The sequence below is a fragment of the Synechococcus sp. A15-28 genome, from assembly GCF_014280175.1.
In the GTDB taxonomy this organism is placed as follows: domain Bacteria; phylum Cyanobacteriota; class Cyanobacteriia; order PCC-6307; family Cyanobiaceae; genus Parasynechococcus.
The window spans coordinates 954,931-977,992 of sequence record NZ_CP047931.1 but is presented as its reverse complement, the minus strand read 5'-3'; the positions used below and the strand labels follow the sequence as shown (position 1 = coordinate 977,992).

Below are 23,062 nucleotides of genomic sequence, written 5' to 3'. Positions count from 1 at the left end.
AGTAGCAACCGGCCCTTTTTGGCGCGGCGTTGGCCCACTATGTCAGGCATGGGAGATCCCCAGCACCTCACGATTGATCAGCTGCGCCGGCGGCAGGGTCCGCTGGTGGATGTGCGCAGCCCATCGGAATTCGAAAAAGGACATTGGCCGGGTGCCATCAACCTCCCTCTGTTCAGCGATGAAGAACGGGCCGAAGTCGGCACCAGCTACAAGCAGCAGGGGCGTCTGCCAGCCATCCACCTCGCACTGTCCATCACGGGTCCGAAGCTTTCGGCACTGGCTGGAAAGCTGGAACAGTTGCGCGATCAAGGCACTCTCAGGCTGTACTGCTGGAGAGGGGGCATGCGCTCCGCCAGCATGGCCTGGCTGGCCAGTCAGATCGACTTGACGCCAGCGCTGCTGATCGGTGGATACAAGGCCTATCGCCGCTGGGCCCAGCAGCAGTTCGAACGGCTCTGGCCCTTGCGATTGATGGGAGGCCGCACCGGGACCGGCAAAACGGATCTGCTTCTGGCCCTGCAACAACGGGGAGTTGCAGTCGTTGATCTTGAAGGCTTGGCCCATCACCGGGGCAGCAGCTTCGGCGGACTGGGGCTGCCACCACAACCCTCCACTGAGCATTACGAAAACCGCCTGGCGGAATGCCTTGATCAGCATCGCCAAGCCGGGGCTGAGGCCATCTGGCTGGAAGCCGAAAGCATTCAGGTGGGACGCTGCCGGATTCCAAAGGCCTTCTTCGATCAGATGCAGAACGCTCCTGTCCTGGAGATTCAACGCAGCCTCAACGAACGGGTGGATCAATTGGTGGGGGTGTACGGCCATCAGGGCATGGATGCACTGGCGGAGGCGACGCGGCGCATCAGCCGACGGCTGGGGCCCCAGCGGACAACTCAGGCCCTGAATGCCATTGCTGCAGGGGATTGGGCCACAGCCTGCAGATCCACCCTGGATTACTACGACCGTTGCTACGACCACGAACTGGAACGGTCACCGCAGCGCAGGAGCCTGGATATCAGTGGTCTCAGCATTGAGCAGGCTGCTGATCATCTGCTCGCATCCGGGGCACTGACTGAAACCGTTTAGGATCCCGCTTCCTTAAAGGGGCGGCCATGGCTAAGGCGTCGATTCAATTTTTCCGTGGCATCGACGAGCCCGTCGTCCCCGATATCCGTCTGACCCGCAGCCGTGATGGGCTCACCGGTCAAGCAACCTTCCGCTTCGAACAACCCGCAGCCATCGCTCCTGAAACGATGGGCGACATCACCGGAATGTGGATGGTGGATGAAGAAGGGGAAATGGTCACCCGAGAGGTCAACGGCAAATTCGTGAACGGCACGGCAAGTGCCCTGGAAGCCGTTTACTCATGGAAATCCCTACAGGACTTCGAACGGTTCATGCGTTTCGCCCAGCGCTACGCCGAAGCGAACGGGCTGGGCTACACCCAAAACCAGAATTCTGATCAGACTGACGGAGACGCCAACGCTGAGGCTTGAATTTTCCCCAGGCACTGTCCCTTGCAGCGTTGATCGCTGCAGGTCTCATCCTGTGGACCTTGCGTCAGTGGTTGCTGCTGTTGTTTGCAGCCGTCGTGGTGGGACTGGCGCTCTGCAGCCTGGTGGACGCGCTGCAACGGCGCTACCCGATGAGGCGCCCTTTGGCACTGCTGGTCTGTCTCAGTGGCCTTGGACTGGTGCTCACAGCGCTGGCGGCGGTGCTGGTGCCGCCGTTCATTGATGAATTCGCCCTGCTGCTGCAAAAACTTCCCCAGGCAGCCCGAACGCTGCTGCAGCTTGCCCTGAGTGGTCTTGATCAGGTGAGTGATTCGCTCTACGGGGTGGATGCCACGACAGACCTCGAGCAACTGGGGCTCCAGAGCCAATCGATCCTCCCTGACGGTTCCACGCTGGCTTCAGGGGTTGGCAGCGGCCTGATCGGCCTGCTTGGACTGGCCGGAAATCTGGGAAGTGCAGGCCTGAGTTTGCTGTTTGTTGTGGCAGCCGCCCTGATGGTGGCTGTTCAACCCCAGGCTTACCGCCAGGTCGGAATCCTGCTGGTGCCCTCCTTTTATCGCCGCCGGGCCAATCAGATCCTCACCCTCTGCGGCGATGCCCTCAACAGCTGGATGGTGGGTGTGGGCATCAGCTCGCTGGCTGTGTTTCTGCTCTGCTGGATCACCCTGTCGCTTCTCGGGGTGAAGCTCGTGCTGGCCAATGCCCTGCTGGCCGGAGTGCTGAACGTGATTCCCAACGTTGGCCCCACCATGAGCACGGTGTTTCCCATGGCGGTGGCCCTGCTGGATGCCCCCTGGAAAGCGGCCGCCGTTCTCGGGGCCTATGTGGTGATTCAGAACCTGGAGAGCTATGTGATCACCCCCTCGGTGATGCACCATCAGGTGAAGCTTCTGCCGGGCCTCACCCTGGCAGCCCAGGTGCTCTTCACCGTGATCTTCGGACCGTTGGGGCTGCTGTTGGCCCTGCCCCTTGCCGTCGTGCTTCAGGTGTTGATTCGAGAAGTCCTGATCACGGATGTCCTCAACCGCTGGACAACCCTGAGACTGCGGACATGACGGCTCAATCAGCTCTGCTGACTCTCACCTTCGTGTTGCTGGCGCTGCTGATCTGGCAGCTGCGCTGGGTGCTGCTGGTGCTGTTCGGTGCGGTGGTCGTGGCCGTCGCCCTGGATGTGCTGATCCATCAGCTGCAGGACCGAAGCCATCTGGCCAGACCCCAGGCCCTGCTGGCCGTTCTGGCGGGTCTGCTGCTGGCAGGTCTGTTGATAGGCCAGCTGTTGCTGCCGGAACTGATCACCCAGACCCAACAACTGGGGCAGGATCTCCCCGAGCTGTTCAACAAGCTTTCCGGATGGCTGGGAGCTGATCCCCGATTGGCTGCGCTGAATCAGGCCTTCGGCGCAGGTGTGAGTCCTGAGAATCTGCAATCACTGGGGCGTCAGTTGCTGGGGGTGGCCGGAGGGGCGGCAAACTCGCTGATCCAGGTGTTGTTGATGGTCCTGCTGGCCATCCTGCTGGCCCTGGATCCCGCCTCTCATCGGGGCATGGTGGTGGCCATCAGCCCGCGTCCGGCACGGGACCTGATGGTGCAGCTGCTGGATGAAAGCCGTCAGGCCCTCGGCGGATGGCTGACGGGGATGACCCTCTCTGCCACAACGGTGTTCCTGCTCACCTGGGGTGGCCTGCTGCTGCTCAAGGCTCCCCTGGCCCTCCTCAGCGCCCTGGTGTGCGGACTGCTCACCTTTGTACCCACCATCGGACCAACTGCAGCGACGCTTTTGCCCACAGGACTGGCCCTGCTGCAATCCCCTCAGCTTGTGGTGTCCGTCCTGGTGTTCCGCTTGATTTTGCAGAACCTTGAAGCCTTTCTGCTCACACCGCTCCTGCTGCGGAAAACCGTGAACCTGCTACCGACGGTGGCCCTGATGGCGCAACTCAGCCTCGGTGCCCTGCTGGGACTCCCAGGAGTGCTGCTGGCTCTTCCCCTCGTTGTGGTGCTGCAGGTGTTCATGCAATGGGTGGTGGTGCGCCAGGTGATGGACCACTGGTCCTAGTCATCGGCTAGTTCGACTCGGCCGGACGTTCTGTCGTCCTGAGCACAGGTTTCAAGGAGCTTCATGGAAGAAATCCTTGATCCCAAAAATCCGTGGAACATCACGTGCGTGGCCAGGCCGAACTCTCTAAAAAGGGCACCTGAGGTTCCACTGACCATCGGGTGGACGCTTCAGCAGCACCGAGAGAGCGACTTGGTAGCTGGCAGAAAACAGTCCCTCCGACTTGACAAGGCTCGGCAGGGACTGTTCCTGCGCCTTCACATCGTCTTCCAATGACGAGAGAGATTCCATCGATTACCCCCAGCCAACGTTCCCGTGGTCAGGGTGCGTGAGCGGAGCCGAATCGCTCGGGAGTGACAGGCGAGTCTTGTTTCTCTCTCGGCTCCGCGGTCAATGGTCAGCTGGCTTCAGGAGCCAAGCCGTTTTCGTTCAGATCCTGAAAGCGAACAGCCCAAAGCTCCTCGTCAGTGACGTTGCCCTTCGCATCCAACAACTCAGGATGAACCGTGCGAAGCCCTGTTCGATCTGTCGCCTCCTTCATCGATGATGCGGCAGAAATCCTCATCATCCGAAAGGCCTGAAGCAGCAGGCCGACAAAAACAACGACATACGCAAGAGGGAACAGGGCACCAAGCACGACAGCGCAGACGGATTGTTAAAAAACATTAACGACGGCTCCACGGCCACTGCGAGGCTGAATCACATCGGTCTGCTGAGGCGACCGATTGCCAAATGAAGACCTGATCCACGCCGGCCTCAAGGATGGATCAGATTGCGGGAATGAGAAACGAACTCAAGCTGATCACCGCTTTCCTTGTGCTCAATTTCTCGGTGGTCGCCCTGGCAATCGCTGGGTATCAGAAATCAGGAATGCGTCTTGGAGCTGTTTTGAGTCATTTGACCACTTGAGTTCGGTAAACCGGTCGTCAGTTCTCGACAGCAGCTCCGTAGACCATGTGTGGAAATATTGTTCAAAATGACTGTTCATTTGTCCAATGGCTACCCGATCGGCAGCGAGATTGACGATGGAATTCACAGCCCTTTTCGAGCCCTTGCCTGCTCGATGAGCGTCATTCATCAGGGCGAATCACCATTGGATTCTCCCCAGAGTCGTCGAGCACGCCGACAGGATCTGCAAGATTTATTTGCCTGACTGGTTGTTGATGAACTCAGGCATCAGCAGCAGCAGTTGCGTGAATGTTGCCCATTGTTTGCTTCAGGTTGCCGACATCCAACAACCCCTCAGCACTGAACCACGGTGCGTTCGACCAGCTGAATCCCTCACCAAAGGTGTTGTCTGGTGCCACCACATACCAATGACAATCCACGTCCGGAACGTCAACAGAACATCTTGACCAGTCGTTCTCCCATTGAGGAACCTGAACCCACAGCACGGCTGCAAACAACATCGAGACCAGAGCTTTCAACATGCGTCAGGCAAGATAGAGATTGAGACGCTAACCGAATCCGACGGTTTATCGCGCTATTTGGTCTTCCGAGTGATCCCATACGGTGGACGGTGTCTGCCCGGACAACTTGCCGTGGATGTGATCTTCAATTTCAGCCGCTACGAGGAGCTGAGACAGGCGGTGCTGCAACTGGTTCGAGAGAACCTTGATCCAGAGTTGCTTTACGAGGAAGCGGAGGAGCTGTTCGATTCGTGGTGGGCATCCAATGCCTCCGGCGGTCATTGGAACGACGACATCAAACGGCGGATCTGGTCGTCCATCTGGAGTGAATTCGGTGCCCGCCCCTCTCAGGCGTAGCGGCGCCAGAGCGAGGGTGCACCGATCAGCACGGCCACAGCCAGGGCGTGATGACTCAGGGCATAAAGAGCGCTGGTCAGCGTGAAGTGGTCAAGCAGGAGCAAAATTTCCGTCCTCAGATCCCCCAACGCCAGCAGCACCAGCAACAAAGGCCACCATCGTGCCGACCGCTGTGCCGCCGAGGATTGGTGGCGATCAGGATTCAGCACGGGGTTCCCACAACGTGAGCAACGAAGGTGCCAGGGCAATGCTGGACCAGCTGCCCACCACCACCCCCAACGCCAGAGCAATGGCGAACCAGTAAAGGGTTGCTCCGCCGAAGAAGATCAAGGCCAAAAGGGGCAGCAAAGTGGTGCCACTGGTGTAAAGCGTGCGGGTGAGGGTTGCGGACACCGCTTGATCCACCTGCTCCGAGAGTCTCAGGTCCGCACCATCACGGGAACGCTCCCGGATCCGATCGAACACCACAACGGTGTCATTCACGGAATAGCCGGCGATCGTCAGCAGAGCCACGGCGAAGAGGCTGTCCACTTCCAGTTGCATCAACAAACCCAACCAGGCGAAGACCCCACAGACGATCACGACGTCATGGGCCAGAGCCACGAGCGCCAGAAAGGCATAACGGCCGTCGTAGCGAAAGGAGATGTACAGGGCAATTCCACCAAAAGCCACCACCAGGGAGATCAGCGTGCTGCGCAGCAATTGACGCCCCAGACTCGGACCGATGGTGTCGACCGACTGTCCCCCTGCGACAAACGGACCGGCAATGGGTTCAACCGCAGCAATCAGAGCCTGACCCTGGGCAGCCGTCAGCGTGGGCACACGCAGCACCAGCGACTGGCCTCCGTCAAGCAACTGCACCCGCGCCGAACGGAGGTTGGGAACGGAGTCCTCCTTCTCAGCCGGCAAGAGCAGGGATTGAACAGGGGCAGAGACGGCAATGGACTTCAGGTCGCGGCAGCTTTCACCGCAGTCGCGCTCCAACTGGATCTGCGTTCCCCCGGTGAAATCGAGCCCCGGTCGCAGGGGTGCTGCGATGCCTGGATTCAGCCAGCAACTGATCAGTCCGACCAGAGCCACCAGCACAGTGAGACCCGAGACCAGCCAGACACGACGTCGAGATGAGCTCAGGGGCAGGCGCAGAACCAATGTGGTGTTGGGGGAAGCGGCCATCGATCAGGCAGTCGTGGTGGGACGTTGTCCCTGAGCAATGAAATAGGTGGGACGGCGCAGGCCGGCGTAGCCCATCAGGAAACGCAGCAGGGTGCGGGTACAGGTGAGGGCTGTGAACAGACTCAAAAGCACACCGATGCCAAGGGTTGCCGCAAACCCCTTCACCAGGCCGGTGCCGAGAAAAAACAGAGCCGCGCAACTGATCAGCGTGGTGAGGTGACCATCGAGAATCGAACTGAAGGCCTCCGAAAAACCGGTGTCGATCGAACGGATCAGGGTGTTGCCGCCCCGTAACTCATCCTTGATTCGCTCGAAGATCAGCACGTTGGCATCCACCGCCATACCGATGGAGAGGATGAATCCAGCAATCCCAGGCAGGGTGAGCGTCACTGGAATCAGGGCATAGACCGAGAGATTGAACAGGGCATACAGGCTCAGGGCCGCTACGGCCACGACACCTGGCAACCGATAAGCCACCACCATGAACACCGCCACCAGGGCGAGGCCAGACAATGCAGCCATCAGGCTCCGGCGAATGTTCTCGGCACCGAGCGTCGGCCCGATCGTGCGCACCTCCACCACTTCAACCGGAAGCGGAAGAGAACCGCCGCGCAGTTTCACCTCCAGTTCCCGGGCAGTTTCAGCATCAAAGTTGCCGCTGATGGTGGCTGCACCGCCAGAAATTCCAGCGCTTTTGAACTGTGGTCCCACGCTGGCCGCACTGATCAGCTTGTTGTCCAACGTGATGGCCAGCAGCCGCTCGGAACCGGCGATCGACTTGGTCAGATCGGCAAAGGCTTCCGCGCCCTCAGCATCGAAATTCAGCGTCACCTCCCAGCTGTTGGGGTTGTTCTGCAAGGGCTGTCGACCCGCCGTCACCAGTTGTTTTCCCGTCAGCGCCGCCGGGTCCAACAGGGTGAGGAGTTCATCGTCCACCTGATCCAGCAGCGCCTGAAGCAGCTCATCGTCGCTGCCACCTTCGGCCTTCAAGCCCAAGGACGACTGCACATCCTTCAGATCCTCCAGGTTGAGCTCATCCGGTGTCTCGCCGCGCCGGCGTTGGTCCTTGCGCAGTTGAAGGATGGCTCCGGCCTGGGACTGGAGCTGACGCAAGCTGCGAAATTCAGATTCGGTGCTCTCCCGCTGGGCGCGGAACTCCAGCAGAGCCGTGTCACCAAGAACCCGGGCCGCGGCTGTGGGGTCCTGTTCACCAGGAAGTTGCAACACCAGCTGGTCGGTACCGACGGTCTGGAGCGTGGATTCCGCCACCCCCAGGCCATTCACACGACGATCCAGCACCGCCTTGACGGCTTCCATTTCGCGATCGCCCACCACCTTGACGTCCCCTGCCGGTTGAACCTGCACCGTCAACTGACTGCCGCCGCGCAGATCCAGCCCAAGCTGGAGCGGAGTGCGGACCAGAAACATCCCTGACGCAATGGCCAGGGCGAGAACAAAGGCGAACCAGCCCTGATAACGCGCCATCAACTCAAACCCCTTGACGCACCATCTGCTGGGCGGCTTCCACGATCTGATGGGGCTGGATGATCGTCAGATTCTCCAGGGAGCCGTTGTAAGGGGTGGGAATGTCCTGACTGGAGAGCCGCACAGGTCGGGCATCGAGATCGTCGAAGCATTGCTCCGTGATCAGAGCGATCAACTCAGCACCGATGCCGCCGGTCTTCATGCATTCCTCCACCACGATCACGCGGTGGGTCTTGCGGATGGATCGCCCGATGGTCTCCATATCGAAGGGCTTGAGACTGATCAGGTCGATCAACTCGACACTGATGCCGAAAGCCTCCAGCTGTTCCACGGCCTTGAGGCAGTGGTGACGCATGCGGGAGTAGGTGAGGATCGTGACATCGCTGCCTTCCTGCACCAGATCCGCCTGATCGAGCGCGCAGGTGAACTCACCCTCCGGCAGTTCCTCGCTGAGGTTGTAGAGCAGCACATGCTCGAAGAACAACACCGGGTTGTTGTCTCGGATCGCCGCCTTCATCAGCCCCTTGGCGTTGGTCGGCGTGCTGCAGGCCACGATCTTGATGCCGGGAACAGCATGGAAATAGGCCTCAAGGCGCTGGCTGTGCTCAGCCCCAAGCTGCCGGCCGACTCCCCCGGGACCGCGCACCACCGTGGGAATCGTGAAGTTGCCGCCGCTGGTATAGCGCAACATCCCCATATTGTTGGAGATCTGGTTGAAGGCGAGCAGCAGGAAACCCATGTTCATCCCCTCAACGATCGGCCGCAGGCCGGTCATGGCCGCTCCGACTGCCATGCCGGTGAAGCCGTTCTCGGCAATCGGGGTGTCCAACACCCGCAGATCGCCGTACTTCTCGCAGAGATCCTTGGTGACCTTGTAGCTGCCGCCGTAGTGACCGACGTCCTCACCCATCACACAGACGTAAGGGTCGCGGGCCATCTCCTCGTCGATGGCTTCCCGCAGGGCGTTGAAGAGAAGGGTTCCTGCCACGGCGTCGCTGCGATCCCGGCCAATCCGGGGTGAGCGGCCAAGCTATCTCAGCCAGGGCAGCGTTACCCGCCGGCGGCGAAGGTGAACAGCAACAGCACGGACAGAAGCATCGCCGGAGAGAGCAGAAGCGCCAGCTGCCCGAGGTCGTGGGGAGTCATCAACAGAGATCTGCCAAATCGACGCTAGGCAGGGTCGTTCGAGGGACCTGTGAAGACACTGCGAAGAAACACCAGCGTGAGCCCTAGCGCCACAAAGCCTGTGCTGAAGGTGGCCAGAAACGACAGCCCCACCAGCAGCGTCTTCAGGGTCACCGCGATGTTCTGGGCGATCGGGGAGCTGTAGTGGGGCGGATGGACCGCGAAGTAAACCACCATCCGCCGGCTGAGCCCCAGCGCCAGCCAGGCCAGGACCCCCGCGGTCACGGCACCGGAGAAAAAACTCAGGGGTCCCTTGCGAGGTACTTCCGCTGCTGGCGTTGACTTGGGGTCGGAGGAGCTCATGCTTCGATCCTGACGCCGTGCGGTTGCAAGGGGCAGCACCAGCTTCGCAATCCCTCTGCAGCCAGTTGATGATCCAGTTTGGTCTGGGCTGCCGCGCAGCTGGCTGGATCAGCAAACAGCGCAAAACAACTGGGGCCGGATCCACTCATGGCCACGGCAAGGGTGCCTTCAAGCGAGGAGAGCAGGCGAAGCGCAGCCTGAACCGCGGGCGTCTCAGGGGCCACCACCGACTGCAGGTCATTGCGCAGCGGTGGCGGCTCCGCAGCACGGATCGGTTGGGTCCAGGCCATCCCCCGCAACACCTGGCGACGTTGCTCGAAGGAGTCTTCTCCCTGCAGATAGCGATCCCCCTGCAACTCCCGGCAGCGGCGATAGGCCCAGGGAGTCGACACGCTCACGTCTGGATCTTTCACCAGGAGCACTGCCAGGGGGTCCTGCACAGCAGGCAGTGGCTCCAGCAGCTCGCCGCGACCAAAACAGAGCTGACTGCCCCCCGCCACGCAGAACGGCATGTCGGAACCGAGTTCGGCCGCAAGCCGCTCCAGGTCTGCCGAGCTGTGGCCCAGACCCCAGAGGGCATTGAGTCCCACCAGGGCAGCAGCACCGTCGCTTGAACCTCCGGCCAGCCCGGCACCGATGGGGATGCGTTTCTCCAGATGAATGGCGGCACCCAGTTCACTCAAACCGGAGCGACGACGCAGCAACTGGGCCGCTTTGATCACCAGGTTGTCGTCCGCGAGGCTGAGACTCGGATCGTCACAGCTGAGGGTCAGTTCAGCATCGGCCGTCGTTCGAAAGCTGAGGCGATCAGCGAGGTCGATGCTCTGCATCACCATCGCCAGCTCGTGAAAGCCGTCAGGCCTGACCCCCAGCACCTCCAGATGAAGATTCACCTTGGCCGGTGCCGTCACCGTGATCGTGCCCATCGGCTGAGGCCGCATCAGTGCCCTGATTCAAACCCCTGGCCAGAGCCACCCAGGTCTGCGGAGCCAACTCCTGCGGCCGTTGTTGAAGGTGGAACCCCGCAGCGGCGGCCAGCTCCTGCAGCTGTGGCTCCGGAGCCAGCGATGCCAGGGTGTTGCGCAACATCTTCCGGCGGGCCAGAAAGGCCTGCTTGAGCAACGACTCCACCCGTCGGGCCAACGCAGGCGACAGGCGCTGAGCCGACGGCAGAGGGTCGATCTGAATCACCTCCGACTGAACCTTCGGAGGTGGCTGAAAGCAGCGGGGAGGGACAGGACAGACCGTCGTGCACCGGGCCATCAACTGCATCCGCACGCTCAGGGCACTGAAGCTGCTGTGACCGGGACGGGCCCTGATCCGCTCAGCCACTTCTTTTTGCACCAAGAGCACCAGACGCTGGTAGGGCGGATCCACAGGTCGATCGAGGCGCCCCACCAGCCGATCCAGCAGCGGGCCTGTGATGTTGTAAGGGATGTTGGCCACCACTTTTGCCGCAACGCCGTCCTCCAGCTGCAGCGGCAGCTCCAGCACATCCCCCTGACACAGGCTGAAGCGCGGATCTCCGCCAAAGCGATCCCGCAGGCCATCCACCAGATCGCGATCCAGTTCCACGGCATGGACGGCAGCAGCCGGGGAGGCCAGCAGTAGCTCGGTGAGAGCACCGCGCCCCGGTCCCACCTCAAGAACGCGATCCGACGACTGCAGGTCAGCCGCCGCCACGATGCGATCGAGCACCATCTGGTCCTTCAGCCAGTGTTGACCGAAGCGTTTGCGGGCCTGGTGACCTTGAAACCCCATGGATTAACGCTCGTGGTTGCCCACAGCGAACGGTCGATCTCACACCAGCGTGTCGCAACACAGACCACCTCCCTCAACTGAGGGATCGAACAGGGCAGCGCTCTCCCCTAACTAAATGAGTCTTCTGACGGATGGGCTGTCTTGCCGCATCTCCTTATCAAGGGACGAACCGCTTCACAGTCATGGACACGATGTTCTTCATCAGCATCAATGCCGGACTGCTGGTCCTGCTTGTTGTAGGACTGGTCTCCGCCCGAGATCAGATCAAAGCAGGCCGGAAGGAAATTATCTGATTTGATCAGTCATGACGGAAACCACTGTTCTGGATTTCAAGATCAGCAACACCTTTGACGAATACCGTGCCTGGATGAATGCTCCCGAGCAGCAAGCGATGTTCGCAGAGATGGGAGTTCAAACCTTTTACATCGGAGTCTGTAAGGGCGATCCCACACGGGCAACAGTGATGTTTCAAGGCCCCGAAAATGTTCTTTACGACATCTTCACGAATCCCCAAACGAAGCCAGTTGTTGAAGCTTCAGGCCACGTTTACGACGGCACGGTGATCACCCGATGGCTGGCTTGATCAAGGAGTCCGGACCGCACGCCAAAGGGTGAGGAACACCTGCGCATCAGCACAGCTGATCCAGTCCGAACCAGCGCACGGCACCACGGGCCGGCGGCAACGGCACCACGGCGACGGCAAGCTGCAGCAGCCAATCCCCCTGCTCGGGATGCTCCGCGCGCCAGCAATTGAAGGCACGCCCAAGCCGCCGAAGCTTGGCGGGGTCCACTGACCATGCCCCCCAGGCCATGGAACGGCGCTCCTAATGCAAGCCACAGCAACCAAGGGAGATTCCCGCCACGACTGAGTTCACAAGGGTGTTCTCAGCCTTATAGAGCGTTGCAAAGCAGTCCAATGGGCACATAATGGCCACAGTTATGGCCACAGTTATGGCCACAGCTTGGTCGCCTCAACACGCCACGAAAGAGCGCTGGAGACAGCCCTTGAAGCCCGCAATGCCGAACTGAAGGGCGCCCTTGGGCCATTGCTTGATGACATCTCAAGACCGATCATTCGGCATCACATGGATGCGGTGCATGACATCGTTCTGCGCAATGCTGCATTGCTGTGGATCCATCACGCCAACAAGGTTGGAAAGATCGCAGACAACAAGGCACTACAGGAAGCACCAGACATGGTCTACCTGCTGGAGAAAGAGCAGAACGAACTGGTGAGCCTGAAGCCGATCAAGTGCCGTGGCAGTGAAGGCATCCGTCGTCAGTACCAACTGCAGGGCGATTTCCTGTGGCCTGAGCTGATGGAGCAGAAGAAGACGTCAGACATCAGCAAGGTCAACAGCGACGTCATGGAGTACGTCAGGAAGCAAAACCAGCACGGCATCAAGCCCAGCATCAGGACCGTGACAGAAGGGCTTCCTCAGCACTCTGCTGAAGCGATCAAGTCCAGCATCAAGCGGCTAAGAGGCAAGGAGTGGCTGCTGGGTAAGCCAGATCCAAAGGACCTGAGATCGTGCCTGCTGGAAGTGGCGCCAAAGTTTTTTTAGACACCCCCTCCCCCCTGTAAAAGGGGCATGGCCCATAAAAAACGGCCCATAAATTTTGGATGTGGGCCATTCGGGTTATGAGATATGGGCCGCGCATAATCGTTGTCACTGACTGGTGTTTCCCTTGATATGGGCTGTGTGTAGTGGTGTGTGTGTTGGGAGGAGAGAGAGTTATTCCAGTTCTGCTGTCATCTGATCAACAGCAAGCACCAGCTCCTTCGGGATGCGCTTCAGCCCACCGGTAACGCATGCCTCACAGCAAGTGTCCGTGGCAGATCCGGTGCGCTGAAAGTTTTCTCAGCGAAAACTTCCACAAAGTCAACTTTACGAGAGATATTTCCTAGAGGGCAGGCCAAAGCACGAAACGGCCTGTGTGTACCTTCAACGATGAGATTTCCAAGCGATTGGGCGTTGGTGATGTGGATTGTCATGAGTAAAACCTTATTTCCTTTGGTCTAAGCCTGCTCATTCGGAGGATGTCGTATCACATCTCACCAAACGAAAGTTTTCAGCCACATCAACGTAACGTGTAATTTTCCTCTAACGGCTTAGGTGATGTAAAACAGTCACGCCAAACAGCAATGTACGCTTCCCATTGCTACTAATCTACGGATATCCCGCGCCAGACTGACGTCATGAAATTTCTCGTCTTGCCCTTCTCAATGCTGTTCATGGCAGAACCTGCGCTCTCTTTCAGCGACAAGCAAGTCTTCCTGTCAATGAAGAAGTTTGAGCAGGTGGCTGACAGGGCACATGCCTTCTGCGCGAGCGTTGACCTTGACTTCTCTCAAAAGTTCTATGACTGCATGGACAAGAAGATGCATGGAATTTATATCGACAGCAGCACGGTTAGATCACGTAATTAAGACGAATACGGGTCCTTCTTGTGTAGTACAGCGTAGGTTTCTTCAGATCGCCTTCATTATTTAGCGCCAGATAAGTTGGGCCTAAATTGCTTAGCACTATCTATTAGCGAAACTAATCATATTAGTGGTCATTTGAAGATGATAGCACGGTGGAATGGTCTGGACACTGTTCTCCCGTACGGCTTTCCAGTACTGCCTTACCTACGCACTGCTCAGGACATCTTCGCGAAAAGCTTTTTGTGGTAACCGACCACATCCTGACACCGGATTACAGGAGTGAAGTCCATCTCAATGCCGAATTGAGGACGCCATGGCGCGAAGGCTTCAAAGATCTGAGCATCACTCTCTGCCTTAAACAAAATTGTTACTCGGCCTGCGCCAGGTGCGTGGACGCGGAACAACATTTCAAAGCCATCAAAGTTGTCTAGCTTCGCTATTTCTCCTGAATCCCACAGCTCACAGAAGCATTTGTAAGCAGCCAGTTGACCTTCAATCTCAGGAAAAACGCAATCCGCGAGATACATCTGCATGGGAAGTACAAAGAAGGAGTCAGCCATTTGATAGGCATCCCAAGGTTTTGCCACTGTTCAGTTGATTAGATCGTGACAATGGAATGTCAGCGCCGGAACGGCTTATGCGAGTGGCTCCCACGGAAGTGAGCTTCAAATTGCCTGTGCAGCTGCGGCTACAACGACATCATGTGCCGACTATTGATGCGGGCTCACTCACATTGATGGAACAAACAGACCTGCTGAGCCATGACAGGGGGGTTAAGCATTAAAACCATGGCTCGATTACTTCAATTTGTTCAGAAGTCGAAGAAAGCTGATTTGGCAGCTTCAACTGCTGTCGTCTTTGCTTGCATCACAGCTCTCGCCCTATGGGGTGTTTCGAATGCTTATCCAGCACTTTGAATGACAAGCTGATCGAGGCTCACCTAAGGGTCTGAACGAAAGCTAGGACCATCGCTGCGGTGACTACAGTTTACTGTAAAACTGGCTGTTTTATAATACTCTTAAAAGCCAAGCTGTATGTATCCCAAATACGCGTTTTAGTGCCCAAACGTCAGCTTCCTATTCAGGCTGACCTGATCGTGAATCGCCTTCCACAAGATCTTATTATTTAGAATGTGCAGAAGGGACTAGTCTGCATATCCCACAATGCATCAAGCCCGCAATCAAAGCTATTCTCGGGATCAAACAATCTAGAATAACTTTGCCCGCGATATCCATAGTTATAATCGCCATAGCTGGTACTAGAAGAATCAGATGACGTAGATTCATCTGAACCTTGATATGATTCTCCTAAATCTCTATCACTGGAATTAGAAAATAGGAAGTCACTTGAATCAATATTTGACAAATTGCTAAGACGAGCAATTACGCCACCTTTCTTTCCAAACCCTTTGCCAGCTCCATTGCGATTCCTATAGAGAAAACCCTTCTTTTGATCAAAAATTAAATCAACATCATGTGTTGAATGAACCTTTCTTGCGTCTTTTCTGTTTTTAGCAAAGTGAATTGTTGTATCACCATCAAAGCTATAACTGATTAATTCAATTTTATTCGTACCCTTCGAAAAGAGTGACAGATTATATTTTAAATATTTAGCTTTTTTGTTGCGACCTTGAAGAAAGATCTGGAAATTGTCGTCATTGTTGAGTGAAGGTTCTTTCATGAGAATGCAATACCTAACACTATAATGGCTAAGTACCGTCAAAAATGTGGATCTAGACCGCAAGTCGTTCAGAGACGCGCCCGATACCGATGCCGATCATCCTTGATCATGTCTCTCCAACACCAGTCCTTGAAATAGACGTCTGGCCACGCTCAGCAACGCGCAAGGAATGGTTCGCCATCACCAGGCGCATCATTCAGGACACCATCGCTGACATGAACCTCGATCCCGCTGCGGAAGCAGAAGTGATCGAAGCCTTCAAAGGTGCAGGGCTGTTGTGAATGATTGGGAGCTGACTAACTAGTGATCTTGTTGCAGCAGCTGAAGCTCTCTATAGAAGAGAGCCATAGCGCCAACGATGGCAACGCACAGGGTGGTGGTGAGAAGCATTTCGTTGAGCATCTTTTCCTCCTCTTCTCTGTCCTTGGTCTAAGACAAATAGTCAGCACTTGTAGCTCTTGTTACAAGCCTGAATGGAGTGAAAACCGGCCAGCAAGACCGGCAGGGGTAGATCCACTGCAGCGCAATGCATCTCAGCGATTCACACCCCCAAAAGCGCCGGGCAAGGGCCGCGGGGGTAAATCCATTGCAGCGCAGTTAATCTCAGCGATTTATGCCCTTAAAGCCCCCGCCATTACCTGCTACTACGACAACTGAATCAGTCTTTGAAGAGAAACGCTCTCTAGCAATTTCCATTCGTCGTATGTTTGTTTCTATTTCAATTTCACGCGCCAATTGGAGTAGTTGCGCTTTACACATCGCTTGTTCGCCAGCATTTAAATGGGCCATGAAACATGAGAGAAAATTAATTGCTGAAAAGCTAAATACAATGCCGGCGGATCTTTCAGAAGCGTCATTTACGTACACACGATCATGAAGCTAGGTAACGACAATGCAGCTGGCCCAATAAATCTCCGGGCAAGGGCCGCGGACACAACCTATACACGGCACCCCCCAAAAAAACCAGTAACACCAATGCTTCTCAGCTAAAAACCGCCAAATCCTCCCCCCCCCCCCCCCGAAGCTGATCTGATTGACATGGCCTTCACCAAACGAACGCCTCAAGCCACACCAACGTCATCAGTGACCCTGATCACTCACCGCATTTACACCCACAAGAACCTTCACCATGACAGGGCTCATTGTTGGGATGCCCTGTTGAACAGGCTGTCGAACAGAAGAACTTACCCTGAAGAACAATTGCGCTCTCCTCGCTGACCTCGCAAGTACATTTAGGACATGCACAGTTGACGGCTGTTGACATTTGAGTTGACCTCGTAATTTCATTTCAATACTAGAACAGTAATGTGACCTAAGCATAAGAAAGAGAATCATTATTGGAACAAAGAATGATTATTATTATCAGTGCCCCAACTCAAAAATTTGCCGCTCCCTAACATGGCAATAACTACTAGACAACAACGCCAGCAGCGTCGTAACGAGGCTCTACAGCTGATCAGCAGTTGTGTTCCACCAACTGATGCTGCGTCTCAGCTGACTGTGAAGTGGGGGTGCAGCAGGCGAACGAGTCTGCGTGACCTAGAAATCGCTCAGAGTGAACTAGCGAACGCCTTGGACTTGGTTGAGCTTCAGCAGATGGTGGGTTGGTTGGCAACGCAGTATCAACGCCTGGCGGCCAAGGCTGAACGCGATGGTCAGTACGCCTCAGCTGTTGGTGCGTTGAACGCATTGCGAGCAATGGTTGTGCAGCCACAACTGGATGCGCAGTTTGCTGCTCACTTCCGTGGACGCTTCACGCACCAAACGCACTGCAGGTAAACATCGGTTTAAAATAATAAGTCAATGGGATGAGGGAGTGGAGATTAAATCCTTTCTGATTATTGTTGGCGCGATAATCACTGTTGCATGTCCAGTAGCTAAAGCTGCTGAAGAAGATGACCAACAAAAGCAAGAACCAAAAACATATGAAAGATGTGTGCTGGCCGCTTCTGAAAAGAATACAAAGTGGACTCAGTACAGAGTCGATGTCAATAACTGCAGAGCTGAATTCGGTATACCAGGTGAGTACTAATTTATTGGTTTCATTCGGTGAGTTGCCACGAAAAATATGACGCTAACTATTTTTTGCATGGAATTGATGTTTTTCCTCAGAGGGAATCCAGCCGGCATCTGCCAATGGATCACCTGAGCTTTGCTCTAGCTGCTCAAGATGATCAGTCGAAGGCAACATGGCCAAGCGCCACTCCAGCTCCTGCAGGTATTTTTTGCATTGGTCAGCGCGTTGTTGATCACCAACACTGGTGAAATATTCAATTCGAACTTTCTCCCAGAGAACTGCATACCCATAGTCGGACATGCTTCTTAGGCGCACTCGGAAGGCCATCAAACAACAGTAGATACATTAAAACTAGTAAGCAGAAGACAGCAGCCCGTTGGTTTTTGTCGCAAAAGTTTTTCGTACTAACCGTACCAAGGCTTTACGGCGGACTTTTTGCCAAACAACCCAGGTTTAATAAGACTAACTTGCAGGAGGATGGCCCTATTTTTCGTAACTCCCTAAAGAGGAAGGCCGCTCTTCCTGGTGAAAAGAAGGCCTATGTCGCTAGCTTACGCATCTTTAAACATGTGATGTGATAAGGGTTGGGAGACCAGACCACCCATGAAAGGAATAGGTTGAACTCTCTTGTTGATCGCTTTACATGCCTCTACGAGTCAAGCACATAATAGCAACCAAATCAATATCAATTAATGGCATTATTTCTTCATTGCCCGCGGACTGGCTCAGTGCTGCTTTGTATGTATTCCCAGGCTTCCTCGGCAGTATCCGAAAAACGAATTAGAGCTAGGTCATCATTTGAAATTAAGCCTAATTCGGCGAGGTAGTCGAAGTCCACAAGCTTCGTCCAGAACTCTGTCCCAAATAACACAATTGGCATGCGCCCTTTAGTTCCAACTTGCCGCAAGGTCAGCAACTCAAACAGTTCATCAAGCGTGCCAAAACCTCCTGGAAATAAAATAGCTCCCACAGAGCGCATCACAAAGTGAAATTTGCGGAGTGAGAAATAATTGAATTTGAAGCAAAGATCTTGAGTGATGTAGGCATTGGGGTGTTGTTCAAAGGGAAGTGCGATGTTGAGTCCGATTGATCGGCATCCTGCTTCAAATGCGCCACGGTTCGCAGCCTCCATGATTCCGGGACCACCACCAGTCACGATTACATGAGATGCGCAGCCATGGCCTTGCCCCTTGCTGGCCTGACCATGCTGGGACGCCAAGTAGGCAAATTGTCGAGCGGCGTCATAAAAACGAGAAAGTTCAATTAAGTGCTGAGCATTAATCACTTTCCTCTTTAGAGTTGATGAATTTGGATCTTGGTTTAAATTTTTCTCTGCATCTTTTAGCTGCTGATGAGCGGTGTCTCTGTCGACGATCCTGGCACCACCAAAGACAATGATCGTCGATTCTATCCCGGCTGTCTCCAGATGCAGATCCGGCTTGGTGATTTCAAGCAGCATGCGCACACCACGCATGACATTGCTGTTCATCAACTCGGGATCTTCATGGGCAATTCTGTAAGTAGGTGAATTCAGAATGGCATCCAGATTGGCTTGCTCAGGTGTTGAGGTTTCTGGAAATTGAGTCATGTGTTCAACAGTCATTAATAACGATGGTGTTGTCTTGCCTCAGAGGATGTTGGCGGCTAGTTCAGCCAGTTCACTGCGCTCTCCTTTGGTGAGGGTTATGTGTCCTACCAGTGGCTGATCTTTGAGCTTTTCCACCAGCCATGTGAGCCCGTTGCTTTCGGCATCCACGTATGGGTTGTCGATTTGATGTGGATCACCGGTAAAGACAACCTTGGTTCCATCACCTACCCGCGTGACGATCGTCTTCACTTCCAAGGGCGTCAGGTTTTGCGCTTCATCCACCACCAGAAACTGTTGGGGAATTGAGCGCCCGCGGATGGTGTTAATCGCTTCAACCTCCAACAAACCCATTCCTTGCAGATCAGCCCAGGCGTTGCGTGGTTCGCGGTGCCGCTGCTTCTTCGTCTGCTCAGATTCCTCGCCGGGAGAAGAGCCGGTGATGAAGTCGATGTTGTCGATGATCGGCTTCATCCAAGGCCCAAGTTTCTCTTCAAGCGTTCCAGGCAGGTAGCCAATGTCTTTGCCGAGGGAGATTGGCGGACGTGTCACCAGCAGACGGGCGTAGTGATGGGTGTCGGCCACCTGGTGCAAACCAGCGGCAATGGCCAGCAGCGTTTTGCCTGTGCCTGCCTTGCCCACTAGGGTCACCAGAGCAACGGACGGATCGAGCAGCAAATCCAGCGCAAAACTTTGCTCCCGATTTCTCGCCTTGATCCGTCCCAAATGGGCACGATTCAGCCAGTGAAGTGGTTCAAGTGAGTTGCTGTTTCCTTGACGCCGGGCAAGCAAGGTGTGGCTGTCGTTGCGCTCATCCACCAGCACCACGCCTTCATTTGCCTGTGGGTGTTGCCCCTCTGGATCGGTGACAGCGTCCAGAGGGAGCTGACCCTCGTCATGCAGACTCGAGATCGTCACTGCATCAGTGCTGAGTTCCCGGAACCCTGCATAGAGGTCATCAATCGAGACGTTGTCATTGACGTAGTCCTCGGCTTGCAGGCCTACCGCGTCGGCCTTGATTCTCAGGTTGATGTCTTTGCTGATCAGCACAACCTCCGGGGCCTGTTTCAGCCCACCGCACCGCAGCTGCTCAAGGGCCACTGCGAGGATGTTGTTGTCGCCGCCGCCCCCCTGAAGCTCTGCCGGTAAGGCGTCAAGAGCATGGGCCTGACAGAAAATTACCTGAAGCAGGCCGTGATTCGTGCCCTCAATGGGAACACCATCGGCAAGGCATCCGCGGTCTCGAAAGGAATCCAGGAGTCTTGAAATTCGCCGGGCGTTTCGGCCTTTTTCAGAGTGATCTTTTTTGAAGCGATCAATTTCCTCAACCACTTGCATTGGGATCACAACCCTCAGATCTCCAAAGCGGTGTGGAGCCTCAGGATCGTGAAGCAGAACATTCGTGTCGAGAACGACGATTTTGTTTTTCATTAAATCTCACCATTGATTGATCAATTGGTGTTAAAAAGCCATCAAGGTCGTGATTTGTATAAATTCCCGCTGCAGATTCATTTCACCCCGCAATTAAGACGCGGGGTGATCAGTGGATGTCAACAACAATTGTGGCTAAGTCAGTCAGGACTTGTTGTTTGAACCAAAGAGAACCGATTGCGTTGCCTTGATGACGTTAGCTGAGACTTGCTGTGCTCAGTCGTCGTAGATCTTGCATCCAGGCGCAGTGGGGGACCTGTCGCAACGCTCCTCCCAGTACAGATCGTGCTGAGATTTCATCGCTTGATTGGGTTCATCAGCTTGCTCTGGCTGCGTCTTGTCAAATGCATTGAGGGGAATGCACAGATCGAAAAAACCTGAACAGATCGTGACCATCTTTCTCCTTGTCGCTGACTTATCTCTACTCCTTTCCACTCCTAGATCAATAGGTACTTTACTCATTCCGTTACATAGACGAAAACTCCCTTGAGGGGTCAAAGGAACTACGTATTAGCACCTAAGAGCATCTCCCTAGGTATTTTATCTTCTGTAATATATAAATTGACCTGGCGCGAAAAGTGATGGTAAGAATGCCTCACTTGGGACAAACAGTTGTATTCACTTAAAAATGAACACGAGCATCAATCCATTACTGAACGATGGGAGGCCCTAGATGAATACTTTGTCTGCATCAGCGAGTGCGACCTCGATGATGGGACATGCGTCACCGCCTGCCTGAGGACCTATCTTCAAATTGATGACGGATCGGATCTTTCGATGGTGTCCTGAATGCTCAACTAGGTTTCGTTCCCCTTCACTGAGATCGAAGCGGTGACTGACCCTGAATAAGCGGAAGGCCGTCCTTCCCGGTGGAAAGACGGCCTCGCTCGCTCGCTTGTGCATGGTTCAACCCATCATTTCTGAAGAAAGAGGGTCGAAGCTTCTGGCTAGAGGCGCCCTGGGGCCATTTGCTCTAGGGGAAGGATCATTTTCTCCTAGGGCACCTGAAACGGTGCAAGCGGAGCGTCGAATGGCGTGGCGGACCAATGCGTGCCTACCAATGGACCAACCCAGGTCATTTTTGAGACTGTTGGAGCAGGGGCCAGAAAGTCAGTCAGCTACTGCGATCTGCTGGGGTGGAGTTTCGTCTGTCATGGCGCCTCCGATCGCATTGAACTCAGTTTGTGTGCCTTGAGGGCACAAAGTTATCGGCATTAAGGCGCATTGCCTCAGAAGAGCAATCAGCCGATTGTGAGAAGGACGTGCCTAGAAGTTGCAGTATGAGTGCAATGGCCTGTTGCCACTCAGCTGGTTCGATTGGCAGAACGTAAACAGCGATATCCAGCCAATGGCGAAGCGCCGTTTCTTAGACAACCGTCCGCTGACCGACGAGCAGGGACTGACTGCGCTGATCGTGATGGGCGTTGGCTTGACCACCGGAGCCATCTTTACGACTTGCTTTTTGGCACTGAGCTCGTCTCCTGCTGCGATGTGGCACGAGCTATGGCTCTCAGGGCAACTCAACTTTTGAGCGTCTGCAGCTATAGCTCAGAAGGCTGTCGTCGATTGATTAGTGGATGCTAAGGCGTGAGCACGAGAATGGCTGGTGCCCGGAGGTGGCTTGATGTGAGAAGGATGGTTGATCGACGCCAACGACTATTAGGTGTGGCGGTTCTAAAGGGATGAATCTGCTTGGGTCAGTAATCCAAAGGTTTTCGCCGACTGGCTCGCCTGTGCACTGCTCAGGGCATCATCAGCAGGGTTTGGTGGATAACCAGAAGCAATCCAACGTCTGCTGACCTGATTGGACGCCCAAAGAGCGATCAAGCACCAAAAAAGGGGCACCGAAACACCCCTGAATTCCGATTTGGGTCTGTTAATCCGTTACCAGGACCTCGCTACTTCTAACCAGATCCACAAAACGGAGCGTATGACTGGAGTTTAGAGATACAGACAATCCAGAACAACGTGGTTATGGTCCTGAAAACACCATCCCCTGCATCCACGAGGCAAAGTCATATGTAAGAGAAAATCAAACTTGAATACCAGGCAGACATCCTCTTCTATAAATGTGCCTCTGTTGGGGAGGACTGGGAGGAAGAGTGATCTTTGAAACATTTTCTTTTTGCTATGGATGATATGATCGTTATCATTTAATCGATTATGTCGTTTCTGACTTCTGTTCGGACAATAGTGAAGGAGGGCGAGGTCGAAAAGTATGTCGAGGCAGTTCGCGCGTGGGAAGCACCTACAGATATGAATGGGTATTTTGCCCAAACAGGTGAACGATCCTTTGTCTTCACGGGGGTCTTCAAGGAAAAGGAGTCTCTTGTGGCGGCAAGACCTCAGATGATTGCTCATCTGGATTCTGTAAGAGACCTTCTTGAAGAGATCTCTGCTGATCTTGGTGTTACGGATCCTGTTTCCGGTCCAGTACTTGTCGAAAAACTGAACTGGTGCACCTGAATCAGTGCAACGTCGTTATGCCTTGGGAAAGAGAAGATTGGGAATGAACGGAAAACTACTGGTCATCGGAATTGTCTTCTTCTTCCTTCTCATCTTTATGTATGAGTCTTGGATGATGCGAGGTCTTCCTCACTGATTAGACCTTCACCCTTTAATTACTTGTCAGTGCATATTAAAAACAAGTGGATTAGGTCTGCTCTATTCGCATCATCAGGTCT

33 protein-coding genes are annotated in these 23,062 nt (G+C 55.0%); 17 read left to right on the top strand and 16 right to left on the bottom strand.

The features are described from left to right. Positions 1 to 39: 39 nt before the first annotated feature. From mnmH to SynA1528_RS05325, 4 genes are read left to right on the top strand one after another with little or no spacing between them, the layout of a single operon-like run. Positions 40 to 1,083, top strand: a complete 1,044-nt coding sequence (gene mnmH / locus SynA1528_RS05340) for a tRNA 2-selenouridine(34) synthase MnmH (protein WP_186588298.1) — start codon at positions 40 to 42, stop codon at positions 1,081 to 1,083. Between the two features lie 26 nt (positions 1,084 to 1,109). Further along, positions 1,110 to 1,493 carry a photosystem II reaction center protein Psb28 gene (psb28, locus tag SynA1528_RS05335; RefSeq protein ID WP_186588022.1) on the top strand — a complete coding sequence of 128 codons (384 nt, stop codon included), beginning with the start codon at positions 1,110 to 1,112 and terminating at the stop codon, positions 1,491 to 1,493. Then, entirely contained in the window at positions 1,490 to 2,566 is a 1,077-nt protein-coding gene (locus SynA1528_RS05330; RefSeq protein WP_186588021.1) for an AI-2E family transporter, read from the top strand. The genes psb28 and SynA1528_RS05330 overlap by 4 nt, the downstream gene beginning before the upstream one ends. Then, positions 2,563 to 3,564, top strand: coding sequence for an AI-2E family transporter (locus SynA1528_RS05325; RefSeq protein WP_186588020.1), 1,002 nt, complete (start codon positions 2,563 to 2,565; stop codon positions 3,562 to 3,564). The genes SynA1528_RS05330 and SynA1528_RS05325 overlap by 4 nt, the downstream gene beginning before the upstream one ends. A gap of 397 nt (positions 3,565 to 3,961) precedes the next feature. Here SynA1528_RS05325 and SynA1528_RS05320 read toward each other — a convergent pair whose 3' ends face one another. Further along, a complete protein-coding gene (locus SynA1528_RS05320; RefSeq protein ID WP_186588019.1) occupies positions 3,962 to 4,201 on the bottom strand; it encodes a DUF2973 domain-containing protein in 240 nt (79 codons plus the stop codon). A gap of 125 nt (positions 4,202 to 4,326) precedes the next feature. Here SynA1528_RS05320 and SynA1528_RS05315 point away from each other — a divergent pair, with 125 nt between their 5' ends. Then, the gene (locus SynA1528_RS05315) at positions 4,327 to 4,473 is read left to right on the top strand and encodes a hypothetical protein (protein WP_186588558.1); all 147 of its coding nucleotides are present in this window, start codon (positions 4,327 to 4,329) and stop codon (positions 4,471 to 4,473) included. A 260-nt stretch (positions 4,474 to 4,733) separates the two neighbouring features. Here SynA1528_RS05315 and SynA1528_RS05310 read toward each other — a convergent pair whose 3' ends face one another. After that, the gene (locus SynA1528_RS05310) at positions 4,734 to 4,994 is read right to left on the bottom strand and encodes a DUF8643 family protein (protein ID WP_186588018.1); all 261 of its coding nucleotides are present in this window, start codon (positions 4,992 to 4,994) and stop codon (positions 4,734 to 4,736) included. Positions 4,995 to 5,063: 69 nt separating this feature from the next. Between SynA1528_RS05310 and SynA1528_RS05305 the strand changes: the two genes are divergently transcribed. Further along, positions 5,064 to 5,330 (top strand): hypothetical protein, encoded by a 267-nt coding sequence (locus SynA1528_RS05305; RefSeq protein WP_286187916.1) that lies wholly within the window; start codon positions 5,064 to 5,066, stop codon positions 5,328 to 5,330. Here the strand turns inward: SynA1528_RS05305 and SynA1528_RS05300 are convergent. From SynA1528_RS05300 to rsmA, 7 genes are all read right to left on the bottom strand, one after another. Beyond that, the gene (locus SynA1528_RS05300) at positions 5,321 to 5,539 is read right to left on the bottom strand and encodes a hypothetical protein (protein ID WP_353616632.1); all 219 of its coding nucleotides are present in this window, start codon (positions 5,537 to 5,539) and stop codon (positions 5,321 to 5,323) included. The genes SynA1528_RS05305 and SynA1528_RS05300 overlap by 10 nt on opposite strands. Next, positions 5,526 to 6,503, bottom strand: a complete 978-nt coding sequence (gene secF, locus SynA1528_RS05295) for a protein translocase subunit SecF (RefSeq protein WP_186588017.1) — start codon at positions 6,501 to 6,503, stop codon at positions 5,526 to 5,528. The genes SynA1528_RS05300 and secF overlap by 14 nt, the downstream gene beginning before the upstream one ends. 3 nt (positions 6,504 to 6,506) lie before the next feature. After that, the gene (secD, locus tag SynA1528_RS05290) at positions 6,507 to 7,988 is read right to left on the bottom strand and encodes a protein translocase subunit SecD (RefSeq protein ID WP_186588016.1); all 1,482 of its coding nucleotides are present in this window, start codon (positions 7,986 to 7,988) and stop codon (positions 6,507 to 6,509) included. A gap of 4 nt (positions 7,989 to 7,992) precedes the next feature. Next, a complete protein-coding gene (locus tag SynA1528_RS05285; protein ID WP_186588015.1) occupies positions 7,993 to 8,976 on the bottom strand; it encodes a pyruvate dehydrogenase complex E1 component subunit beta in 984 nt (327 codons plus the stop codon). Between the two features lie 182 nt (positions 8,977 to 9,158). After that, a complete protein-coding gene (locus SynA1528_RS05280) occupies positions 9,159 to 9,476 on the bottom strand; it encodes a DUF3082 domain-containing protein (RefSeq protein WP_186588014.1) in 318 nt (105 codons plus the stop codon). Beyond that, entirely contained in the window at positions 9,473 to 10,417 is a 945-nt protein-coding gene (ispE, locus tag SynA1528_RS05275) for a 4-(cytidine 5'-diphospho)-2-C-methyl-D-erythritol kinase (protein WP_186588013.1), read from the bottom strand. The genes SynA1528_RS05280 and ispE overlap by 4 nt, the downstream gene beginning before the upstream one ends. Then, entirely contained in the window at positions 10,332 to 11,237 is a 906-nt protein-coding gene (gene rsmA, locus SynA1528_RS05270; RefSeq protein WP_186588012.1) for a 16S rRNA (adenine(1518)-N(6)/adenine(1519)-N(6))-dimethyltransferase RsmA, read from the bottom strand. Before rsmA ends, ispE begins: the two co-directional genes overlap by 86 nt. 131 nt (positions 11,238 to 11,368) lie before the next feature. On the opposite strand from rsmA, the gene SynA1528_RS05265 reads away from it, so the two are divergent. Then, a complete protein-coding gene (locus SynA1528_RS05265) occupies positions 11,369 to 11,530 on the top strand; it encodes a hypothetical protein (RefSeq protein WP_186588011.1) in 162 nt (53 codons plus the stop codon). An 11-nt stretch (positions 11,531 to 11,541) separates the two neighbouring features. Then, on the top strand, positions 11,542 to 11,820 hold the full coding sequence (locus SynA1528_RS05260; protein ID WP_186588010.1) for a DUF3764 family protein: 279 nt from the start codon (positions 11,542 to 11,544) through the stop codon (positions 11,818 to 11,820). Positions 11,821 to 11,866: 46 nt separating this feature from the next. On the opposite strand, the gene SynA1528_RS05255 is transcribed toward SynA1528_RS05260, so the two are convergent. Continuing rightward, positions 11,867 to 12,049, bottom strand: coding sequence for a PDDEXK family nuclease (locus SynA1528_RS05255; RefSeq protein ID WP_286187915.1), 183 nt, complete (start codon positions 12,047 to 12,049; stop codon positions 11,867 to 11,869). Between the two features lie 150 nt (positions 12,050 to 12,199). On the opposite strand from SynA1528_RS05255, the gene SynA1528_RS05250 reads away from it, so the two are divergent. Together SynA1528_RS05250 and SynA1528_RS05245 are read left to right on the top strand one after the other, a co-directional pair. Continuing rightward, on the top strand, positions 12,200 to 12,802 hold the full coding sequence (locus tag SynA1528_RS05250) for an AAA family ATPase (protein ID WP_186588009.1): 603 nt from the start codon (positions 12,200 to 12,202) through the stop codon (positions 12,800 to 12,802). Positions 12,803 to 13,437: 635 nt separating this feature from the next. Next, positions 13,438 to 13,668, top strand: coding sequence for a hypothetical protein (locus SynA1528_RS05245; RefSeq protein WP_186588008.1), 231 nt, complete (start codon positions 13,438 to 13,440; stop codon positions 13,666 to 13,668). A gap of 212 nt (positions 13,669 to 13,880) precedes the next feature. On the opposite strand, the gene SynA1528_RS05240 is transcribed toward SynA1528_RS05245, so the two are convergent. Together SynA1528_RS05240 and SynA1528_RS05235 are read right to left on the bottom strand one after the other, a co-directional pair. Further along, positions 13,881 to 14,198, bottom strand: coding sequence for a DUF3303 domain-containing protein (locus tag SynA1528_RS05240; protein WP_186588295.1), 318 nt, complete (start codon positions 14,196 to 14,198; stop codon positions 13,881 to 13,883). Between the two features lie 592 nt (positions 14,199 to 14,790). Next, positions 14,791 to 15,345: a hypothetical protein gene (locus SynA1528_RS05235; protein WP_186588007.1), complete on the bottom strand. Its 555-nt coding sequence runs from the start codon at positions 15,343 to 15,345 to the stop codon at positions 14,791 to 14,793. A gap of 89 nt (positions 15,346 to 15,434) precedes the next feature. Here SynA1528_RS05235 and SynA1528_RS05230 point away from each other — a divergent pair, with 89 nt between their 5' ends. Beyond that, positions 15,435 to 15,626 carry a hypothetical protein gene (locus SynA1528_RS05230; protein ID WP_186498745.1) on the top strand — a complete coding sequence of 64 codons (192 nt, stop codon included), beginning with the start codon at positions 15,435 to 15,437 and terminating at the stop codon, positions 15,624 to 15,626. A 28-nt stretch (positions 15,627 to 15,654) separates the two neighbouring features. Further along, a complete protein-coding gene (locus tag SynA1528_RS05225; protein WP_186588006.1) occupies positions 15,655 to 16,002 on the top strand; it encodes a hypothetical protein in 348 nt (115 codons plus the stop codon). Positions 16,003 to 16,438: 436 nt separating this feature from the next. Here the strand turns inward: SynA1528_RS05225 and SynA1528_RS05220 are convergent, their stop codons facing one another. Further along, positions 16,439 to 16,609 carry a metallothionein gene (locus SynA1528_RS05220; RefSeq protein WP_186498747.1) on the bottom strand — a complete coding sequence of 57 codons (171 nt, stop codon included), beginning with the start codon at positions 16,607 to 16,609 and terminating at the stop codon, positions 16,439 to 16,441. A gap of 314 nt (positions 16,610 to 16,923) precedes the next feature. Here SynA1528_RS05220 and SynA1528_RS13220 point away from each other — a divergent pair, with 314 nt between their 5' ends. Then, positions 16,924 to 17,124, top strand: a complete 201-nt coding sequence (locus SynA1528_RS13220; protein ID WP_286187914.1) for a hypothetical protein — start codon at positions 16,924 to 16,926, stop codon at positions 17,122 to 17,124. After that, a complete protein-coding gene (locus SynA1528_RS05210) occupies positions 17,090 to 17,377 on the top strand; it encodes a hypothetical protein (protein WP_186588005.1) in 288 nt (95 codons plus the stop codon). The genes SynA1528_RS13220 and SynA1528_RS05210 overlap by 35 nt, the downstream gene beginning before the upstream one ends. Positions 17,378 to 17,419: 42 nt before the next feature. Here SynA1528_RS05210 and SynA1528_RS05205 read toward each other — a convergent pair whose 3' ends face one another. The 3 genes from SynA1528_RS05205 to SynA1528_RS05195 form a co-directional block, all read right to left on the bottom strand. Continuing rightward, positions 17,420 to 17,662: a hypothetical protein gene (locus tag SynA1528_RS05205; protein WP_186586302.1), complete on the bottom strand. Its 243-nt coding sequence runs from the start codon at positions 17,660 to 17,662 to the stop codon at positions 17,420 to 17,422. Positions 17,663 to 18,068: 406 nt separating this feature from the next. Next, the gene (locus tag SynA1528_RS05200; protein WP_286187913.1) at positions 18,069 to 18,950 is read right to left on the bottom strand and encodes an LOG family protein; all 882 of its coding nucleotides are present in this window, start codon (positions 18,948 to 18,950) and stop codon (positions 18,069 to 18,071) included. 39 nt (positions 18,951 to 18,989) lie between these two features. Further along, on the bottom strand, positions 18,990 to 20,378 hold the full coding sequence (locus SynA1528_RS05195) for a PhoH family protein (RefSeq protein WP_186588003.1): 1,389 nt from the start codon (positions 20,376 to 20,378) through the stop codon (positions 18,990 to 18,992). Between the two features lie 612 nt (positions 20,379 to 20,990). Between SynA1528_RS05195 and SynA1528_RS13355 the strand changes: the two genes are divergently transcribed. The 3 genes from SynA1528_RS13355 to SynA1528_RS05185 all read left to right on the top strand — a co-directional run bounded on the left by SynA1528_RS13355 (position 20,991) and on the right by SynA1528_RS05185 (position 22,844). Further along, a complete protein-coding gene (locus SynA1528_RS13355) occupies positions 20,991 to 21,167 on the top strand; it encodes a DUF8642 family protein (RefSeq protein ID WP_502707732.1) in 177 nt (58 codons plus the stop codon). A 508-nt stretch (positions 21,168 to 21,675) separates the two neighbouring features. Then, positions 21,676 to 21,909 (top strand): hypothetical protein, encoded by a 234-nt coding sequence (locus tag SynA1528_RS05190; RefSeq protein ID WP_286187912.1) that lies wholly within the window; start codon positions 21,676 to 21,678, stop codon positions 21,907 to 21,909. Positions 21,910 to 22,571: 662 nt separating this feature from the next. After that, on the top strand, positions 22,572 to 22,844 hold the full coding sequence (locus tag SynA1528_RS05185; RefSeq protein WP_286187779.1) for a hypothetical protein: 273 nt from the start codon (positions 22,572 to 22,574) through the stop codon (positions 22,842 to 22,844). The last annotated feature ends 218 nt before the right edge of the window (positions 22,845 to 23,062 follow it).

Bases quoted from the DNA above. Each gene is read 5' to 3' on its own strand.
- SynA1528_RS05315 (WP_186588558.1), top strand. From the start codon at position 4,327: ATGGATCAGATTGCGGGAATGAGAAACGAACTCAAGCTGATCACCGCT.
- psb28 (WP_186588022.1), top strand. From the start codon at position 1,110: ATGGCTAAGGCGTCGATTCAATTTTTCCGTGGCATCGACGAGCCCGTC.
- SynA1528_RS05205 (WP_186586302.1), bottom strand. From the start codon at position 17,662: ATGTCCGACTATGGGTATGCAGTTCTCTGGGAGAAAGTTCGAATTGAA.
- SynA1528_RS05255 (WP_286187915.1), bottom strand. From the start codon at position 12,049: ATGGCCTGGGGGGCATGGTCAGTGGACCCCGCCAAGCTTCGGCGGCTT.
- SynA1528_RS05200 (WP_286187913.1), bottom strand. From the start codon at position 18,950: ATGACTCAATTTCCAGAAACCTCAACACCTGAGCAAGCCAATCTGGAT.
- secF (WP_186588017.1), bottom strand. From the start codon at position 6,503: ATGGCCGCTTCCCCCAACACCACATTGGTTCTGCGCCTGCCCCTGAGC.
- SynA1528_RS05220 (WP_186498747.1), bottom strand. From the start codon at position 16,609: ATGTCAACAGCCGTCAACTGTGCATGTCCTAAATGTACTTGCGAGGTC.
- rsmA (WP_186588012.1), bottom strand. From the start codon at position 11,237: ATGGGGTTTCAAGGTCACCAGGCCCGCAAACGCTTCGGTCAACACTGG.
- secD (WP_186588016.1), bottom strand. From the start codon at position 7,988: ATGGCGCGTTATCAGGGCTGGTTCGCCTTTGTTCTCGCCCTGGCCATT.
- mnmH (WP_186588298.1), top strand. From the start codon at position 40: ATGTCAGGCATGGGAGATCCCCAGCACCTCACGATTGATCAGCTGCGC.
- SynA1528_RS05240 (WP_186588295.1), bottom strand. From the start codon at position 14,198: ATGCAGATGTATCTCGCGGATTGCGTTTTTCCTGAGATTGAAGGTCAA.
- SynA1528_RS05325 (WP_186588020.1), top strand. From the start codon at position 2,563: ATGACGGCTCAATCAGCTCTGCTGACTCTCACCTTCGTGTTGCTGGCG.
- ispE (WP_186588013.1), bottom strand. From the start codon at position 10,417: ATGCGGCCTCAGCCGATGGGCACGATCACGGTGACGGCACCGGCCAAG.
- SynA1528_RS05280 (WP_186588014.1), bottom strand. From the start codon at position 9,476: ATGAGCTCCTCCGACCCCAAGTCAACGCCAGCAGCGGAAGTACCTCGC.
- SynA1528_RS05245 (WP_186588008.1), top strand. From the start codon at position 13,438: ATGAAATTTCTCGTCTTGCCCTTCTCAATGCTGTTCATGGCAGAACCT.
- SynA1528_RS05265 (WP_186588011.1), top strand. From the start codon at position 11,369: ATGGGCTGTCTTGCCGCATCTCCTTATCAAGGGACGAACCGCTTCACA.
- SynA1528_RS05310 (WP_186588018.1), bottom strand. From the start codon at position 4,994: ATGTTGAAAGCTCTGGTCTCGATGTTGTTTGCAGCCGTGCTGTGGGTT.
- SynA1528_RS05235 (WP_186588007.1), bottom strand. From the start codon at position 15,345: ATGAAAGAACCTTCACTCAACAATGACGACAATTTCCAGATCTTTCTT.
- SynA1528_RS05230 (WP_186498745.1), top strand. From the start codon at position 15,435: ATGCCGATCATCCTTGATCATGTCTCTCCAACACCAGTCCTTGAAATA.
- SynA1528_RS05195 (WP_186588003.1), bottom strand. From the start codon at position 20,378: ATGAAAAACAAAATCGTCGTTCTCGACACGAATGTTCTGCTTCACGAT.
- SynA1528_RS05260 (WP_186588010.1), top strand. From the start codon at position 11,542: ATGACGGAAACCACTGTTCTGGATTTCAAGATCAGCAACACCTTTGAC.